We start from the raw sequence: 16,225 nt of genomic DNA, 5'->3' as shown, positions 1-16,225 counted from the left end.
CTGCATTTTATATCTCGCCCTTGTGTCTTTTCATATGACACTCTTTACAGAGTGCGATAGTCTTTCGATTTCTCGCTATCATTTGTTGTTCAAGATATGATTTATTTGACTTTGCTCGTAGATTCTTTAATCTCTTAATGTGATGCATATGTATCACAACATTGCTAGCTCCGCATAGTTCACATGTTTCCGCCTTGATTCTATCTGACAATTTAGTCGTACTCATTACATGCCGAGTATTTGGTAAAATGTCTTTTCCTTCTAGCGATAAATTTCTTGTCATTGGAAACTTTCTTTCAATGAAATGAACTTTATTCATTCCCTTCTTTGTCTCATACTGTACAGTAAATTGTCCGTCCTTTTCGTATTTCTTTCGAATTTGTTTCGTACGTGTTCTGTATTTTGACGCAAAAGTTTTTAACATTGAGTAATACATGAAATATGCAAAGCGGTGCATGTGATTGCTCACATTTTCAGCTAGTCGATAGTAATTATATAACCCTCGAATTTCGCTATTATATTGCGTGATAATCTCTAAATCTTCATTGTGTTGGAAATATCCTCTTGGCTGAGGTTTCCAAGTGCCATCGGCACACATTTTAATAGCTTGATACTTTTGAAGTTTCTTTATCCATGCCTCATGTGGCATTTTTAATTGAATTTTACCGTTAAGAACCCTAGAAGCTCTCCCAAGACTGTTAATGCGTGTTGCTTCACTTTTAAACACTTTAATTTCAAATCCCAGAAATTTAGCGTGTTTCTTGAAGGCATTTGTTATCAGAGTCTTTTCCATAGATAATTCTAGTTTTAGCTCTTCTTTCAAAAATGAAGCTATCTCATTTTTAATAAGAATTGCATCCTCTTTAGAACCTATTACTCCAATAAGAAAGTCATCCGCATATCTTACATATTTGAGCCTTCTATAATTTTCATCCATTGGATTATTATAAGGTGTTTGTAACAACTTCCTTTTCAAAACTTTTTGTTGTTCTTTTAGTTCCGTAATTCGTGTTACTTCTCCATTTAGATAAGCAGTATCGATTTTCTCTTGAATCTTCCGTACTTTATACTGTAAATTACTATACTCTTTATTTATTTGTCGCTTTTTCCCTGATCCAAATCTATCTTGATACTTTTTCATATAAGCATCTAATTCATTTAGATAAATATTAGAAAGTATTGGACTAATGATTCCACCTTGAGGTGCTCCACTATAGGTATTATGAAATTTCCATTCTTCTAAATATCCAGCCCGTAAGAATTTCCAGATCAACTCTATAAACGCCTCATCCTTTATTCTTCTTTTAAGAATTGTAACTAGAGTATGATGTTCAATATTGTCGAAAAATCCTTTAATATCTCCTTCGATAAACCATTTACTACCTGTAAATGTGCGCTTTATCTCTAATAACGCACTATGGCATCCCTTGCCTTTTCGGTATCCATGTGATGAACTAGAAAAGCTTGAATCGTATATTGCTTCTAGTATCATACGTATAACTTCTTGGACTAATTTATCATAAAAGCTAGGAATTCCTAATGGCCTTTTCTTGCCATTTTTCTTTTCAATATAGGTTCTTCTAGATGGATATGGTTGATAGCTTTTACTTTTTAAAACACTTATCAAGCCTTCCACTTCCTTCATAGAAAAACCATCAATAGACCTTTGGTCTACTCCTATTGTTAATGCGCCATCATTTTTACTTAGATTATCGTATGCTAATAAAAAGAAATCTGGGTTATATAAATTACGATAAAGTCTTGTATATTGATATTCCTTATTAAGACTCTTCGTTCGCAGATTGCTTAGTACTATTTTTGGACATTGCATAGTGCCTTTCGCACCTCCCCAATTTGGTAATAAGCTAACAGACTGCCTTCCTTCGCCCTGTACTAGGCTTTCCCTAGCTCTGACTACTACGAAGGCTCCGTTGTCATATTAGATATTCATGAGCCATACTTCTTGACTGTTACATCTTGAAGTTATCCTCAATAGCCTCGCAGGCATTCTAACTTAGACAATCCCCATTTAGTAAACAAGGAATTTGCATGTATAGTGTCGGATGTGACATTCACACGTTTCTTCCATATAGAAGTGGGCAACAAATAACCCTATTCATATAAGATGACTCACACTATCTTTATGATATCTGTTGAATCTCGTTTATAAACATCTTTCGAGACTAGTTACGGTGGCCTCCCTTGTGCTATCATTCAAGCAGTTTAGCCTTCATCCTTATCTATACTTTATATCTTGCCGCTCAGTCTTGACTTGATGTTTAGCCAACTTACGGCTTTCTTGGCATGCTGTTGTCCCCCTTCAGTTTCCCTCCAAGGTTAGCCAAGTGATACTAGGTCTTTTAGGGTTGACCTAACAGCTTGCAATCACTGTGTTTCCTTGCTCCCTTATGGGCGCACGTAATCCCCATAGCACGCATTAACCTTTGTCCTGAAGTTATTCGGATCCTTACAACCATCTGGATTTAAATGATTCTTACTTCTTGAGAACTCAATAGCTGTTTCTTCTGAATAGCCACCCTTTGCTAAAGCATAACTAATAAAACCTTCACCAAAATTGTAAGACTGTAAGGCGAGAGCAATGTCACCATTGGCCTTTCCTAGTACATCTTTAAATTCCCGTACACCTGCTTCTATAGAAATATTGGGATCTTTAATACACCCTACACGAGCATTTCCCTTTACACCTATACAAGATGAGCTCATGTCTCCATATTGCCCCTCTGAAGCCTGCATCGGGTCATTTCCTGCTCCACCTGATTCCTGCATCATTTGGGCAGCCAAAATACCAACATATTGAGCAACACCATGTTTTTCTGCCATTTCTTTAATTTTAGGAAGGTATCCTGTAACTTTTGCATTAAGGTTAACAGGCTCCCCGCCAGGACTCACATTACCTACACACATACCACCAATAAATCCACCAGTAGTAGGAGCAAGATGTCCATACATTCCTTCTAACATCCCGGCTTCTAATATCTCACGCGCACGCTCTTTTTGACTTTTACTAAACTTTGCGAGTTCCATAGCTTTCTCTAGCCCATGAGAAGATGTTGTCACTTTTTTGCTTCCACTTGCATTAATCTCATCTATTTTTTTCTTAAAATCTGTATCTCCTAATATCTTTTTTACATCTGGTCCGGAGTAACTTTCAGATTTTGTTTTTTGCATCTCTTTTTTCTTTTTTTCACAAGGACCATTCGGTCCCGCCTCACATACCTCTTTTTCCGTATATTCTTCATATTGGATATCCAAGAAATATGATATAGCATCATGCGGATCTTTACCAGTTAAATCATTATCATATCGTGCCATGTCAAAGGCGACAACCTCTTTCCAATCCACATTCAGAGCCATTGAGACTTCCATATATTTTTTTACTTGTTCCTCTGTCTTATCTTCATCATCGGTAAAAGGTACAAAAGAGACTAAAATCACACACACAGCAATAATTACTCCCATAATCAAAGCGGCAGGTACTCCAATCACTGCCACAACAGCACCCACAATTTTTAATATACCTGCTTTTAGCATTTTGGCAGCAGCTTTCGCTGCCGCCCTTCCTGCTTTTCCTGCCAATTTTGCCAGCTTCCCGCGCGCTTGCATCCCTTTTTTCTTAATAAAGTGGGAAGCTACATCTTTTAAAGGGTTACTTTTTTTCTGTTCGTTTGGATCGTTAGGGTTTTGACTCATAGACTAATCACACCATATTTTCCATTTTGAGAATTTCTTCCTCTTCGCTGTGCTAAGCGAGGATTTGGCGCAAATGGAATCAGATTTTGCGGGTCATGTTCTGATAAATTCAGATGTGTCTCTGTACGAACAACTTCGTCCTGTGTATGTGTTACTAACATTTCTTCTCTTGGCTTAATACTACTGTCTTTCACTTCACAAGCTCTTTCAATCCTTTGGTTTGCTTGTAAACGCGTATCTCCTTTTCCGAATGGCGAAATACGTGACACTGTACCGTCTGTTGTTGTCGCAACCATGTAACTGCGATCTCTTTCTACAACCATTTGTACATTCTTATAGCCACCTTGGTCTAAATCAGACATATAGAAGTGACCATTGTCTACCTTGTGATTTACCGTAAGTGGTGGTTCATTAAATACCGGTTTCTGTTGTAACGGTCTTTGATTTTGGTTTCCTACTAATTGATTTGGATTTACATTGATCGAGCGATTGATATTGATTTTGCTACCACTTGAATCTTGTATATAGGCTGGAGATGCTTTCGTACCATTACGATACTGCGTTAATTGTCCGTCTGAAATATTTAAGTCCTGATATACCACTTGTCCAGAGCGTATACTACTATCTCCACTACCATAACGAGATACCACTTGCGTCATACCACTCGAATCTTTTGCTTCAATCCAAGATTTATTATTTGTCGTCACAAGACGTACTGCACCTTTTACAACCGATTGCGCTCCTGTATGATCTGTTGTCGTCGGTACCATCTGTTGAATTTCCTGAATCTCTTTTGCTTCTGTACGAACTGCACTGTTATACGGATTATGTTTACTTACCATACGTGCAGTCGCTTGATAAGCACCTGCACCACCAATCACACCTGCGGCGTAACTTAAGCCTTTTGTCACATTATAATGACGCTCTGCTGCATTCCCACCTAATGATGTATTAACAGCAGCAGTAGTCCCACTTATCACTCTTTGTACTGCATTCCCTCCGGATTGTTGTACAGCACTCGCGGCACTAAAGTATGCATTTGATACCGTATCAATGCGATCCGCAAGCATAAGGTGTTTCGTACCTTCCATTACACTCATGCCAAGTTTTGTACTTTGCTGCGTCATACGTCCCACTGCAGATGTTGGGATAGACATTTTCCCAGCACTTTGTGCAATGTTCGCTACACTTGTGGATGCATCTGCATAAGAGCGTTCAATTTCCGCAACGGAAAGATCTCCTGCACGTGCGATACTCGCTTGCGTTTGTGTCGCTGCATATACAGCTTTATTGATTGCGCCACCTGTTGCAACGCCATGTGAACGAACACCTTGAATCGCACTAGTAATTCCAGAACCTACTTGCTGACTCACCGTTCCAAGACTTGCATGGCTTTGTAATCCTTTCGTTAATTGCGAAGAAAAGGCATCTTTATTAATATACGATTGATTATGTAGACTCTTACCACTCGTATCTTTTGCCTGTACAGGCATCGCTCCCGCTTGTACTGCCGCTTGTTGTGCGACTGCTTTAAATTCATTTCCTTTTTCATTCAGGTGAGACTGCCAAGCTTGCTCTTTTTGTGGTTGAGACATAGTTGGGGACAAGTTTTTCATAAAGCTTGCCTGTTGTTCTGCTGCATAGCCTTGTTTAAAGGATTCTGTAGAGGCTTGTACCAGGTTCCCAACATTACTTACTGGTTTTGCTTGCTGACTTCCTGTTCCACTTGTCAAACCGTGCGTTTTCACACCGGTGACTGCCTGCTGAATGCCTGCTGTACTGGATATCCCCATTGCATTTAAGCCAGGATTTTTTTGTAACTGTTGTGATAAATGAGAAGCGAAAGCTTTTTTATTCGCATAGTTTATACCGTCTTTTTGCTGTACAATACCAGCTGATTCCGCCGCTTGTTGCGCATGATTTTGAAATCCTTGTACTTTTTGATCCAAATGCTTATTCCATGCGGCTTCTTTTTCTTGTTGCGGCATATCTGCAGGGAATTGTTTCATAAATCCTGCCTTATGGTCTGCACTATATGCTTTCTTAAATGCAGCAGTAGAAGCACCGACAAGAGCACCGACTTGTCCCATATTTTGATGGCCACTTTCTAACGTTTCTCCTTTTACATCCTCGACTGCTTTTCCGACTTTTCCTAATGCAAGCCGAGAAGCAAACGCATCTTTATTCACATAGGACTTATCAAACAGATTGTTCCCTTGTTTGTCCTTCGCATCAACTGGCATAGCTCCTGCTTTTGTTGCCGCTTGTTCTGCGTGGTTTCTAAATCCTTGTACTTTTGTGTTCAGATGGTCGTTCCAGTGTTTCTCTTTCTCTTCCGCTGACATATTTTCTGGTAACTGACTCATAAACGTATCTTTATGGTCTCCCTCATATCCCTTTTGGAATGCATTCGTTGCAGCGTTAACTAAGTCTCTAGCGTTACCATATGGTGTAGCGGTTTTCTTCATATTTTGTAAATCTTGTTTCCGCTGATTTGAGAAACGAGACATTTGATCACTATTTGTTTTCGCTACTTTTTTAGCAATCTCTGCATCGGAAGCACCAGGGAATGCTTGTTTTAAACGACTTGCAACTGCAGAATCAGGATTATCTGCTTTCCAATTTTCAAAGTCTTTTGTAGCTAAATCCTGTGCGATATCTTCATCGGTTAATTCCGGATACGGTTCGCCATTTAGATTTGAATAGGTATCCGCACCCTTCTTTACACTCGAACCAATATGTTTTCCTAAGGCTACAGCCCCTTCACCAACTGCAGCAACACTTCTACCAGCCACTGCACCTGGAGCACTACCTAATGCACTTCCAACTTGAGATCCTGCTACCATCGCTCCCGGTCCAAGACCAGCTCCCGCTGCCATACCTGCAAGTCCTGTCGCTGCTTTACCAATTGAACTTCCAATTTGACCAGCTTTTAACATACGAGCTGCACGAGATGTTGTACCAACATCTGTCCCTAAATTCGCTCCTAATGCATCTTTCGGGTTATCAGCATCTTCTTTTGTCTTTTCTTTATCCCCTTTATCGTCAGGTTTTACTTTTGAATTACGGTAGTCATCACGAACACCTTTAACCAGTCCAGCCACACTTGCTAAAGCACCCATACCCATCATCGTACCCGCTCTATGAATACCCGCAGATGCATTGGTGCTAAGTCCAATAAAACTTTTCACGATTTCACCAACTGGGATAAACATCGCAAGTAATATTAATTTTATAATAGGATTTTGCGCACCCCCAATAAGTGTAATGACTAACCATAGGGTAATTGCGTGAATCGCTTGAATTAATACTGCACCCATAAGTTCACGAATCCAATATAACGTCTGTTGTTTCTTTTGTGGGAACATCCACATTCCTACCATTACAGGGCCTAGTAACATTAATACATATAGTGTCACAGCACGCATTAAATAATAAAAGTTTGCCCATATCATTAATCCAGCTTCAATAAATAGTCCGAATATGATAAACATATAATCATTTTTATGGTCTTTCATTGAAAGTTCTGTAATCGTCTTATTGTCTGCCAGTCCATTTTTTAATAGAGGTATTTGCTGATCTGGGTTAAAATTCCCTAACGCCTCTTTAAACTCTAATATAATCCAAGAATTTAGATCAAAAATAAAATTATAAAAGAAATCTAAATGCCAGAGGCAAATCGAGATAATCATTAAGTCTTTTGCATATTCAATTAATGCCGTGCGATTATTTGGATTCAGAGTCGTTGCTGAATATTTTGCTGCTGTAATCACTACACTGATGAGGACACAAAAAGCAACAAGTTTAAACATGACAGGCATACCGGTATCTAATACATTCGTAACTGCATTCTTTGCATATAAAAAATCTAGATTAGATTTATCTCCACCAAAGACTAGAACTGGAATAGTATCCATAAATCCATAAATAGGCGCTAGTAGGGCCTTTACCATATGGATAACAAGGCCACCGACCCAATCTATTATTTTCTCAAGCATAATTTCACCTTCCTTTACAAAGGTACGCTACTATCCTGCGTACCCTTGTACTTTCTTCATATTGTTTAGAAGCTCTTGAAGTACCGCTTCATTCGATTCAATAAACATCATTTCTTTATCTGATGGATCTGTTTGAATCCAAACCGAACTATCTCCGACACGGAAAATCCCTTCTCCTTTTCCTGGATTGTTGAGAATAATATCAAGCTCCCCAGCAGTTAAGTTAAAGTTCTCCTGGATCTTTTTCTTATCAATCTTATTTTGTTCTAAGAAGAAATAAGAGAAAGTAGATTGCAAGATACCACGCGCTTTCACATTTTCTAAAATACGAACAAAGTCCTGACTCGCCCAACACATACCAGCATTTCTTTTACGTGAACGACGTGCTACTTTTTCTAAGAAGTTAACCGTTTGTTCATAATCGATAAACTGCCACATCTCATCCACATACAGTACTTTTCGTTTGATAGCGTGTTCTGGACTCTTGATCCAATGCTCCCAGATATAGTTCAAGATAACGTGGAAGGCGATTGGTTTTAAGAACCCTTCTTCTAAATGACTAATGTTAAAGTTAACAACACGTGATTCATTTAATTGTGTTTCTACACCACGACCAAAATGACTTTGTCCATCAAATAATGGTTTTGAACCATCACGTAAGAACGGACGAATCGCAGCGATTAACTCTTCTGCCTTCACATCGTCTCCATGATGTTCTACTATGACATCGTAGATTTCTTTTAACTCCAGCTCTGGCTTTCTTACTTGAGACTGAATTAATTGTCCATCCACCTTCTTCACTTCATCTGTATATAAAGAAGAAGGATGTGAAGTAATACCATGTTTATCAAACACTTCACGGATTGCATCTTCTAGCATCGTACGTTGGAATACATTTAATCCTGGTTGATCAAAGTCTTGCCCACGAATAATAATGTCAAAGAATCCTAGTATTTCATTGATTTTCTCTAAAATCGGTACAAATCTTACATACTTCACGCCATCACGCTCTACAAGTTCTTTCTTATCATATTGTTCAAGTGCTTCTAGCTCTTCATCTTTATCCGTAATCTGAAGTTCTGTTACAGCGATTGCACAAGGGTTGATAATGATATTACTTTCAGGTGAAATATTTAAATTAATGCCACCTAGACGTTTTGTAATTTTTACGAATTCTCCTTCTGGATCGATAATCATTGCATGCGTATCTGCAAGTGACGTTTCACGAGCAAGCTTCATTTTTAAAAGTAAACTTTTTCCGGAACCTGAGATCCCTGTTACACCAATGTTATAGTTTGGCGGGCGATAATCTGCATTCCCGAATGAATTTAAAAATTCTACTTGCCCAGTAATTTTGTTCTTTCCTATTGGTATACCACCGTTAAATCTCCCGGATCCTGATACAAAGGGTGCAAATGTACATAGAGCACGTCTATCGATATTTCGATAGGTATCTTGTAAGGTATTTGGTGCGCCTAATGGCATAACCGCTTTCAAACCACTCTTCACACGGTTCCAAGTACTCGCTATCTTAAAGTGAGATGCTTGCATTTCATCTTCAAGATATTCACATAAAACGTCTAATTCTTTCTTTGATTCGGCATACGCAACAGCCATCGTACTCACCATATAGGAGTCGTTTTCATTGAACTGGATTTCATCCATTAAATTGTTTGTATCTTGAATTTTTGCATCTAAGTCTTTTTCTTGGTCAATGTTTCCTCGTGTACGTTGGAAAGAAAGATTCGAACGTAACATCGTCAACTGCATATCTAATGATCGCATTGCTTTAGCTTTTGGTTCTTTATGAATATCGATCATGACATCCACTTCTCCAGCCGAAGTTAACATGTTGAGCCAATTGGTTTGCATCATACGTGGGTATCCATCACGCGGAATATAAAATGGACGGAAAAACGTATTACTTCCTAAAGATTGTTTAATAACTCCATAATCTTCTGCGTCAATTTTCATTCCTTCTGGCGCAATAACATCAAACACTGTTGTTTGATTGTCTAATTGCGTCGGTACTTCTTCCAGCTCTTCCTCCTCTAGCTCCAATTCATCCTTCTCTTCGGCTTCTACTTTTTTCTTTTCTTTTTTCTTTTCCTTTTTCTTTTTTCCGAATAACTTCATGTTTATGCCACCCCATTATTTGATTTTTCTGCTTTTTCTTCTGCTAGCACTTTCTTCATTAACTCTAGTTTTCTTTCATTTGTTTCCCCTGTTGAATAGAGCGAGAAATTCTCGTTTTCAATTAAATCCTGGAAACGAGCTTTTACGGCTTTCCGACGGTTAAACGCTACATATAAAAGTTCTATTAATTTATCTTTCGTTAACATTTCTACATTAATTTTTGCTTTCGATAGTAGATTTCGAGAAGCATTATAACGGCGATATAATTCGTTAAACGCCTTATCCACAATCTTTTCTTCCAACTCTTCCTCTGTATCAGCCGTAATCGTACTAATATCAACCTTGTATGGGTAAATTAAATAACGTTTTTGTTCATATCGAGGTTGCGAACGTTGCCAGTACTCTAAGTTATCGATAACTTCTTGTCCATATAGAACCGTCTCTGGTGTAAGGTCCTTCGCACCTTTCATCGTTTCTGTCATTTTTCGTACAGGATCTGTTAAATCTACGAACTTACTTTGAATATATACTTTCGTATTAAACTCTAATGTGGTTAACCATGATTCAATTTTGATATCAATCGCTTCTTGTTCCATATTGGAAAGTAAGTAATAGTTAACCGGATGCGCTTCCGCAATTAGGACAAATGTGTCATCATGATACCGAATCATATGATTATCAATTTCTTTAATGTCTTCTACAAAATCTCGAAAGAAATCAACATTATCCTCATCAATTTCCGATTCAGCAGGCGTATTCTTTTTGTTTTTCTTTCCAGATTTTTCAGCAGTATGTTTCTCTATTCCACCTTGCTTTTTCCCCTTTTTCTTAGAACCAAACAGCGGTTTCCCATTCATTTTCCGATAAAAGAAAAACCCTACAATGGCTATCGCCGCAAAATATATCATTTCTAACATTTACAAATTCTCCTTTGCCCATGTAGTTGGCTCGTACCCTTTTCTCCACTTGCCTTTTTCGGAGCGGCTACGCATTTTGATAAGTAAAAATCTATCTAGATACATGTGTTGTTTTTCTTTATAAATAAAAGCAAACGCTATAACACCTATTACCGTTGGTAGTGCTAAAATTAAGCAAATAAAAAATGCTACTACCGCATCAATAGGTGCAAATAGTCGCCATAAAAATGGTACATATAAATAAAGGGATGCTCCGCCACCCAATAGATAAATCAATTGGCGTTTGCTCAGCACACCTAATAGTGTTTTTTGTTCCGAAGTCATATCAACAGGAACGGTTACTTTTCTCATTCTTTTTCCTCCCTTGTATAAGAGAAGCTCTCCCCACATCGAGGAGAGCTTGTACAAACTCTTATGTTAGATTGTCGTAACCCAAGCAGCGATATCGTACGCTTTAATCATGACAAAGCCTCCAATTGCCGCGCAAGCTAAACCAATCATAGCTTGTGTACGGTTTTCAGGGTTCTTCCCTTGTGCTCCAGATAGTTTAATAGCTGCAAACACAACGCAAGCTGCTACCCAAATTCCCCCAAAACCAATTAAGGTTTTCACCAAAGTGTTCATGCTTTTTTGAACGGTTTCAGCATTGCCGCCACCACCATTACCACCAAGCCCTTTCGAAAAACTACTTTTTGCCAGTAAGAAATCTCCTACTGATGTTGTCATAAGTTTTGCAGACAACCAATTCAACATAATTCCTGCACCTCCGGGTGTTTTTGCTCGCAAAACGCAAAAAGACCCCAATACACGCACACGTCCCCTAAGGACATGGCGCATATTGAGGTCTTCTCTTATATGCGAACTGATTAATTTTATATTTTATTGTAAAATCTTATTACGTTTATATTATAGCAATACGATATTTAAAAAACAAGTCCTTGTTTACACCTTTATTTCTTTGTATCCTCTTTGTTAGGATCGTACCATACTATTTGACTTAATAAAATATCACTGTCCGTAAGAGCTAAAACATTCATTTCTTCTTTCAAGGAGCGCGATGGTTTTATTTTTACTGATTTTGTACTTTTGTCTCTAAGTGTATACACATGTACATAATAAGCTTCTTTTTTCTTTTGCCATAATAACCTCCATTTTACTGCAGTATTACAAATCATATATCTATATAAAAATTACACAATTATTTATTATATTATGGAGTAATATACATTGATTAATCGAACTTCTCCCTTGTTCACAAATAATAAAGTTGTTAAAAAAAGTGGTATTAATTGGAATTAACTCCCTTAATCCTGTATGATGAAAATAGTAATATTTTAATAACCTTATAGTTAATAAAAAGAGTATATAGGAGGAGTTTTCATGAAAAACTTAAATACGGCTATGACATTGGTACAATCATATCTTAATGAGAATGAAATTATTGAAAATAGCCTATATGGAATGTTTCAATATCAAGTATTTGGTATGGGTGGTCAAAGAAAAGGGATATTGGTCGCTACAAATGAACGTATGTGTTTTTATACAAAATATTTAGAAAGTGAAACGTTTAGAGTATTTAATTATGCCAAAATTGATTCGATAGAGGTAGAAAAAGGATTATTAACAGGAAAGAAAATCATTTTTTTCATGATGGCGAACGTGAAGTGATGAATTTAATTGAAGAAGGTGACCCAGCCGGTTTTACAGTATTTGTAAAAGAGAAAATTATGATCTTGAAATAAAGAAATTTATTTTTAAAATTTTCTCCTCAAATTAAACAACATTTTTATTTACTAAAATCCTCTTCGAAATATTAATTACAATGGGAGAAAATAAAAAAGCAGGTAATTGCATATATAAAGCAATTACCTGCTTTCACGACTATCCTCTACTATTTATTTTGTAAAATCTTATTAACCTCTTTCACACTTAATTCAGTGGCTTCTGCTATTTTCTCTATAGGTACACCAACATTAATTAAATTGTGAATCATCTCTATCTTAGTTGCTATTCTAGCTTCTTTTGCTGCTTCTTTTGCTGCTTTTTCCGCGGCCTTTTCTTCTGCCGTCTCTATCTCTGATATTCTATCTTTTATTGCCTTCTCTCTCGCTTCATATAAGCGTAAAAAGTCCTTATCACTACTTAGACGCTCCCAGTCCTCTATTGCCTTTTTCAAAACTGGATCTTTTTCCATCGCGATTCCCTCCAGGATTGTAGTTAATTTCTCATCTTCATAAGCAGGAAATAATAATAGCCAACGTGCTAATATATCCTCCCATGGATCCATTCGATCTTCTTGCCATTCTCGAATTACTTTTGGAATCTCAAGAAAGTGCAATTGCATATTCTCTGAAATTATGTGCACCGATTTTTTGTTCATGACTACACCGACATTATGAAAGTCCTCTTCTCCTGGAAACAGAATGAAATCCACTATATTAATACAAATAGTTGGTCTTAATTCTGTATACTTCATCCCCTGAGTCATTTGAGAATAATACATGCCAGCCCAGTAGAACAAAGATCGCTCGATCATGTCTTTTTTGTCGCGAACCTGTATCTCTATATTTAATTTTATACCACTATTAAGGGTAGCTCGCAAATCTAAAATAGACAATTTATCATCCTTTTGTTCCCTTGGAAGATGTGGATCATCCAAATGCAAAGAAATGATTTCCTCATCTAAAGAGGATTGTAATACCGCATTAAGAAAACCAATGAGTATCTCCTCGTTTCCTTCTACTCCAAACAAGCGCTTGAAAGCAAAATCAACTCGTAAATTTACTAGGTTTTTTTCATAGATGTATTCATATTCTCTTCTACCCTTCTTTTAGTTAATTGGATATAAGAAAAAGATAGAATTAAAAACTCTATCTCTTTCAATCTACCTATTTATGAAAATATCAACCTACTTTATAACTTTCACAATCTCTGAAATACAGGTTTAAATCCCGCTTGCATTGTATCATCTAGCCCCTTACCTTGCGTTGGGTTCCATGCAGCTATGATTACGTTATAACCCACTCGCTTTAACTCTGTCGCAAAGTCTATAAGAGCTTTCCTTACTTTTTGATTCTCTACTAAATCCGCATCAAACGCTAAATAGACTTTTTCTACACCCATATCTTTTAATACAGGCACAGCACATTTACACCAGGGTTCTTACCGCCTTGCCCGCCCTACTATGCGGTATACGTTACCGTGACATTCTCGCATAAGAACGTTTCACTTATAGGTGTACTAACCCTCTTCGATATGTGGTTGTCAAAGGGGTTGTACATTAAGAATACCGTTGATTTCATTATAAAAATTCTCCCTATTTAGTCCCCATTTTTGTCGACATTTTGTCGAAGTTTTCAAAAACATAAACATTCCAATTTATTATATTTTTTCTTTTTTTAATAATATTTGTATCCAGTTCAGGTAATAATATTATATAATTAAAATATTATAATTATATACAAGTAAGGATGGTTAGACATGACTGTACAACAAGAAAAAGTAACAAGGCGCGTGGTTTGTAGGAAATGCAAATCAGATCAAATAGTCGGTAATAAGCGTGGTTATAATTTCAAAAGGGCGTTTTTTATTCTGTTTCTTCTGTTAGGTACACTTATAACTATTGGAATAGTTTCAAATTTTTTATATGTTATAGTTCCTCGAAATTCTATGGATGGAGTTGTTGGACTTTCTGCAATTGTTGGTCTTCTTATTATACTTCTAGGACCACCGATAACTTTATTCAGTGGATTTGTTGGTAGAAAAAATATTGTTAATGGTTGCATGAATTGCGGACATACATGGATGCCTAAAAAATAAAACATAAAAAGCCAAATGGATAGTTAATTACAAACTGTTAATTTGGCTTTTTTTGTATTATTAAATCATCCCTAAAGATGTAGCGATCAATCGAATCGCATTTTTCTTCTTATAATAGAAGTGATCTTTCTTCATCGATAATTCAGTGTAAATAAAGCTGTCTTTCGGTTTATCTGCGTTTAAGTACTTTTTCTTGATGGTTTCTGCCTCGTCATAGTCTAAAACGTACTGTAAAGCCTTACCGATCTGCTTGAACTTGATATTGCTAATATGTCTCGTGTCTCTAATCTCCGGAAACAAACTGATTCCTTCGTGTTTTAGCTCCACTTCATTTTCAAAACGAGTTTTCAACGTGCGGTATTCCTTTAGTATTTTCACTACTTCTTTCTGAACTTGTTTCTCTGTCTCTCTATCGATAGCTGGTAATAAAGTTAATTGTCTCTCCATGAAGGAATCCACCTATTTTTGAATTTGTCTTTTTAACATCACGTAAGATACGTGAAATTTTACTATCTCTTTATTGAATAAGGGAAACATGCTTAGTAAAGTAGCCCCCACCAATCTACTCTGCATGGTTCCATTATTCATTAAGCTTTTAATAATTTGTGTTTCCTGTTGGCCATCTTCTCTTTTGCTGTTTCAATGTTATTTGCTACTTTCTTATGATCCTGATCAAACTGAATCATTCCATCAAACATAACTGACACTACTGCTTCATCAACGTATTGCAAGTAATCCACTGGTGCTCGCTCTGTCTGTTCTACTACATATCCATAAATATCAAAATCTGCTTTTGGTATAGACTTCTTGCCTTTAGGTTGATGAGACATCCTTACATAAGATTGAATGACTGATAGTGGTACCACGAATACTGACTTGTCCTTGCTAAACTCAATAAGGAAGAAACATATTGCTCCCATCTTCTCCGCTTTCTCCAGGTAATCCAATTGATGCTGTGCAATGTTCTTCAAATCAAAACGTGTATCTTTCTCTGTAGACTTCGCTTCAAATGCGATAGCTCGTCCCTTATACACACCTTCATAGTCAACTGTACTTTTAGCTTCATAGAATCCATTTAGTACACGGCCACCTTTACTTTTTAACACCTTCACAGGAGTCGGACGCTTGTTTATAAGCGCCACTCCCCCCTCTTTGATACATTTCGTTCGCTAGATTGATAAGCATTTCAAATACCATTCCGCGGTTTCCTAGTCCCATTGTTATTCCTCACTTTCTATTAAAAGTATTATTTTGTTAAAAAATTCATTTCGATTTATAATCGCTATCTTTTTCTTTAATTTTCCAGTAAAATCAAACGTAAATATTTTAATTACATAGGAGAAAGCAATGAAACATAACATCAATCTATGGTCCTTTATTTTTTCTTTTATTTGCATTGGTTTATTCCTCTTATATCTTGAAATTGGTTCGATAGCCTCATCTGAAACGAAAATGTTTATTATGAATTCGCTACCTATCCACCCTTTATTTTTTTTACTAGTTTTAACAATAGGTACTTTTTTTGCTGGTATGAAAGGTTTTTCTAAAATAAATAATTGGGTTGCGATGCTTAGAAGCATAGCAACCGTTCTACTAACACTTTTATTATCAGTGTTTTTAACACTAACTTTGATCGTTGGCTAT

General features: G+C 36.8%; 12 protein-coding genes and 3 pseudogenes. 3 read left to right on the top strand and 12 right to left on the bottom strand.

Going from position 1 to position 16,225, the window contains the following annotated elements; all coding sequences use genetic code 11:
• Window positions 1–7: 7 nt before the first annotated feature.
• From MR167_RS07740 to MR167_RS07705, 8 genes and pseudogenes are all read right to left on the bottom strand, one after another.
• Window positions 8–1,831, bottom strand: a complete 1,824-nt coding sequence (locus tag MR167_RS07740) for a reverse transcriptase/maturase family protein (RefSeq protein ID WP_242314301.1) — start codon at window positions 1,829–1,831, stop codon at window positions 8–10.
• Between the two features lie 587 nt (window positions 1,832–2,418).
• Window positions 2,419–3,711: pseudogene (locus tag MR167_RS07735) on the bottom strand (lysozyme family protein); the annotation flags it as partial.
• On the bottom strand, window positions 3,708–7,709 hold the full coding sequence (locus MR167_RS07730) for a type IV secretion system protein (protein WP_242314299.1): 4,002 nt from the start codon (window positions 7,707–7,709) through the stop codon (window positions 3,708–3,710). The pseudogene MR167_RS07735 and the gene MR167_RS07730, both read right to left, overlap by 4 nt.
• A 30-nt stretch (window positions 7,710–7,739) precedes the next feature.
• The gene (locus MR167_RS07725) at window positions 7,740–9,845 is read right to left on the bottom strand and encodes a VirB4 family type IV secretion system protein (RefSeq protein WP_242314298.1); all 2,106 of its coding nucleotides are present in this window, start codon (window positions 9,843–9,845) and stop codon (window positions 7,740–7,742) included.
• A 2-nt stretch (window positions 9,846–9,847) separates the two neighbouring features.
• The gene (locus tag MR167_RS07720) at window positions 9,848–10,762 is read right to left on the bottom strand and encodes a hypothetical protein (RefSeq protein WP_000891999.1); all 915 of its coding nucleotides are present in this window, start codon (window positions 10,760–10,762) and stop codon (window positions 9,848–9,850) included.
• Window positions 10,763–11,113 (bottom strand): PrgI family protein, encoded by a 351-nt coding sequence (locus MR167_RS07715; RefSeq protein WP_021728120.1) that lies wholly within the window; start codon window positions 11,111–11,113, stop codon window positions 10,763–10,765.
• A gap of 66 nt (window positions 11,114–11,179) precedes the next feature.
• Window positions 11,180–11,599 (bottom strand): hypothetical protein, encoded by a 420-nt coding sequence (locus MR167_RS07710; RefSeq protein WP_044798332.1) that lies wholly within the window; start codon window positions 11,597–11,599, stop codon window positions 11,180–11,182.
• Between the two features lie 113 nt (window positions 11,600–11,712).
• Window positions 11,713–11,937 carry a hypothetical protein gene (locus MR167_RS07705; protein WP_053512473.1) on the bottom strand — a complete coding sequence of 75 codons (225 nt, stop codon included), beginning with the start codon at window positions 11,935–11,937 and terminating at the stop codon, window positions 11,713–11,715.
• Between the two features lie 205 nt (window positions 11,938–12,142).
• Here MR167_RS07705 and MR167_RS07700 point away from each other — a divergent pair, with 205 nt between their 5' ends.
• Window positions 12,143–12,430, top strand: coding sequence for a PH domain-containing protein (locus MR167_RS07700; protein ID WP_228527592.1), 288 nt, complete (start codon window positions 12,143–12,145; stop codon window positions 12,428–12,430).
• 223 nt (window positions 12,431–12,653) lie between these two features.
• Here the strand turns inward: MR167_RS07700 and MR167_RS07695 are convergent, their stop codons facing one another.
• Together MR167_RS07695 and MR167_RS07690 are read right to left on the bottom strand one after the other, a co-directional pair.
• Window positions 12,654–13,514: an Rpn family recombination-promoting nuclease/putative transposase gene (locus MR167_RS07695; RefSeq protein WP_255786799.1), complete on the bottom strand. Its 861-nt coding sequence runs from the start codon at window positions 13,512–13,514 to the stop codon at window positions 12,654–12,656.
• A 170-nt stretch (window positions 13,515–13,684) separates the two neighbouring features.
• Window positions 13,685–13,912: pseudogene (locus MR167_RS07690) on the bottom strand (DUF3854 domain-containing protein); the annotation flags it as partial.
• Window positions 13,913–14,242: 330 nt separating this feature from the next.
• On the opposite strand from MR167_RS07690, the gene MR167_RS07685 reads away from it, so the two are divergent.
• Window positions 14,243–14,581, top strand: a complete 339-nt coding sequence (locus tag MR167_RS07685; RefSeq protein WP_016083187.1) for a hypothetical protein — start codon at window positions 14,243–14,245, stop codon at window positions 14,579–14,581.
• Window positions 14,582–14,641: 60 nt separating this feature from the next.
• On the opposite strand, the gene MR167_RS07680 is transcribed toward MR167_RS07685, so the two are convergent.
• Window positions 14,642–15,028 (bottom strand): ArpU family phage packaging/lysis transcriptional regulator, encoded by a 387-nt coding sequence (locus MR167_RS07680; protein WP_043939374.1) that lies wholly within the window; start codon window positions 15,026–15,028, stop codon window positions 14,642–14,644.
• 140 nt (window positions 15,029–15,168) lie between these two features.
• Window positions 15,169–15,799, bottom strand: a pseudogene (locus MR167_RS07675) (Holliday junction resolvase RecU).
• Between the two features lie 129 nt (window positions 15,800–15,928).
• Here MR167_RS07675 and MR167_RS07670 point away from each other — a divergent pair.
• Window positions 15,929–16,225: hypothetical protein (locus MR167_RS07670; RefSeq protein WP_242314296.1), on the top strand; the 297-nt coding region annotated here is incomplete at its 3' end.

It is taken from the genome of Bacillus cereus group sp. BfR-BA-01355 (assembly GCF_022663675.1).
Lineage (GTDB): Bacteria > Bacillota > Bacilli > Bacillales > Bacillaceae_G > Bacillus_A > Bacillus_A thuringiensis_S.
Note: the sequence above shows the minus strand (reverse complement) of the source record. Positions and strands in the feature narration are given on the sequence as shown.

Coding starts and splice junctions, on each gene's coding strand:
- MR167_RS07740 (WP_242314301.1), bottom strand. CDS start 1,831: ATGCAATGTCCAAAAATAGTACTAAGCAATCTGCGAACGAAGAGTCTT.
- MR167_RS07730 (WP_242314299.1), bottom strand. CDS start 7,709: ATGCTTGAGAAAATAATAGATTGGGTCGGTGGCCTTGTTATCCATATG.
- MR167_RS07725 (WP_242314298.1), bottom strand. CDS start 9,845: ATGAAGTTATTCGGAAAAAAGAAAAAGGAAAAGAAAAAAGAAAAGAAA.
- MR167_RS07720 (WP_000891999.1), bottom strand. CDS start 10,762: ATGTTAGAAATGATATATTTTGCGGCGATAGCCATTGTAGGGTTTTTC.
- MR167_RS07715 (WP_021728120.1), bottom strand. CDS start 11,113: ATGAGAAAAGTAACCGTTCCTGTTGATATGACTTCGGAACAAAAAACA.
- MR167_RS07710 (WP_044798332.1), bottom strand. CDS start 11,599: ATGCGCCATGTCCTTAGGGGACGTGTGCGTGTATTGGGGTCTTTTTGC.
- MR167_RS07705 (WP_053512473.1), bottom strand. CDS start 11,937: ATGATTTGTAATACTGCAGTAAAATGGAGGTTATTATGGCAAAAGAAA.
- MR167_RS07700 (WP_228527592.1), top strand. CDS start 12,143: ATGAAAAACTTAAATACGGCTATGACATTGGTACAATCATATCTTAAT.
- MR167_RS07685 (WP_016083187.1), top strand. CDS start 14,243: ATGACTGTACAACAAGAAAAAGTAACAAGGCGCGTGGTTTGTAGGAAA.
- MR167_RS07680 (WP_043939374.1), bottom strand. CDS start 15,028: ATGGAGAGACAATTAACTTTATTACCAGCTATCGATAGAGAGACAGAG.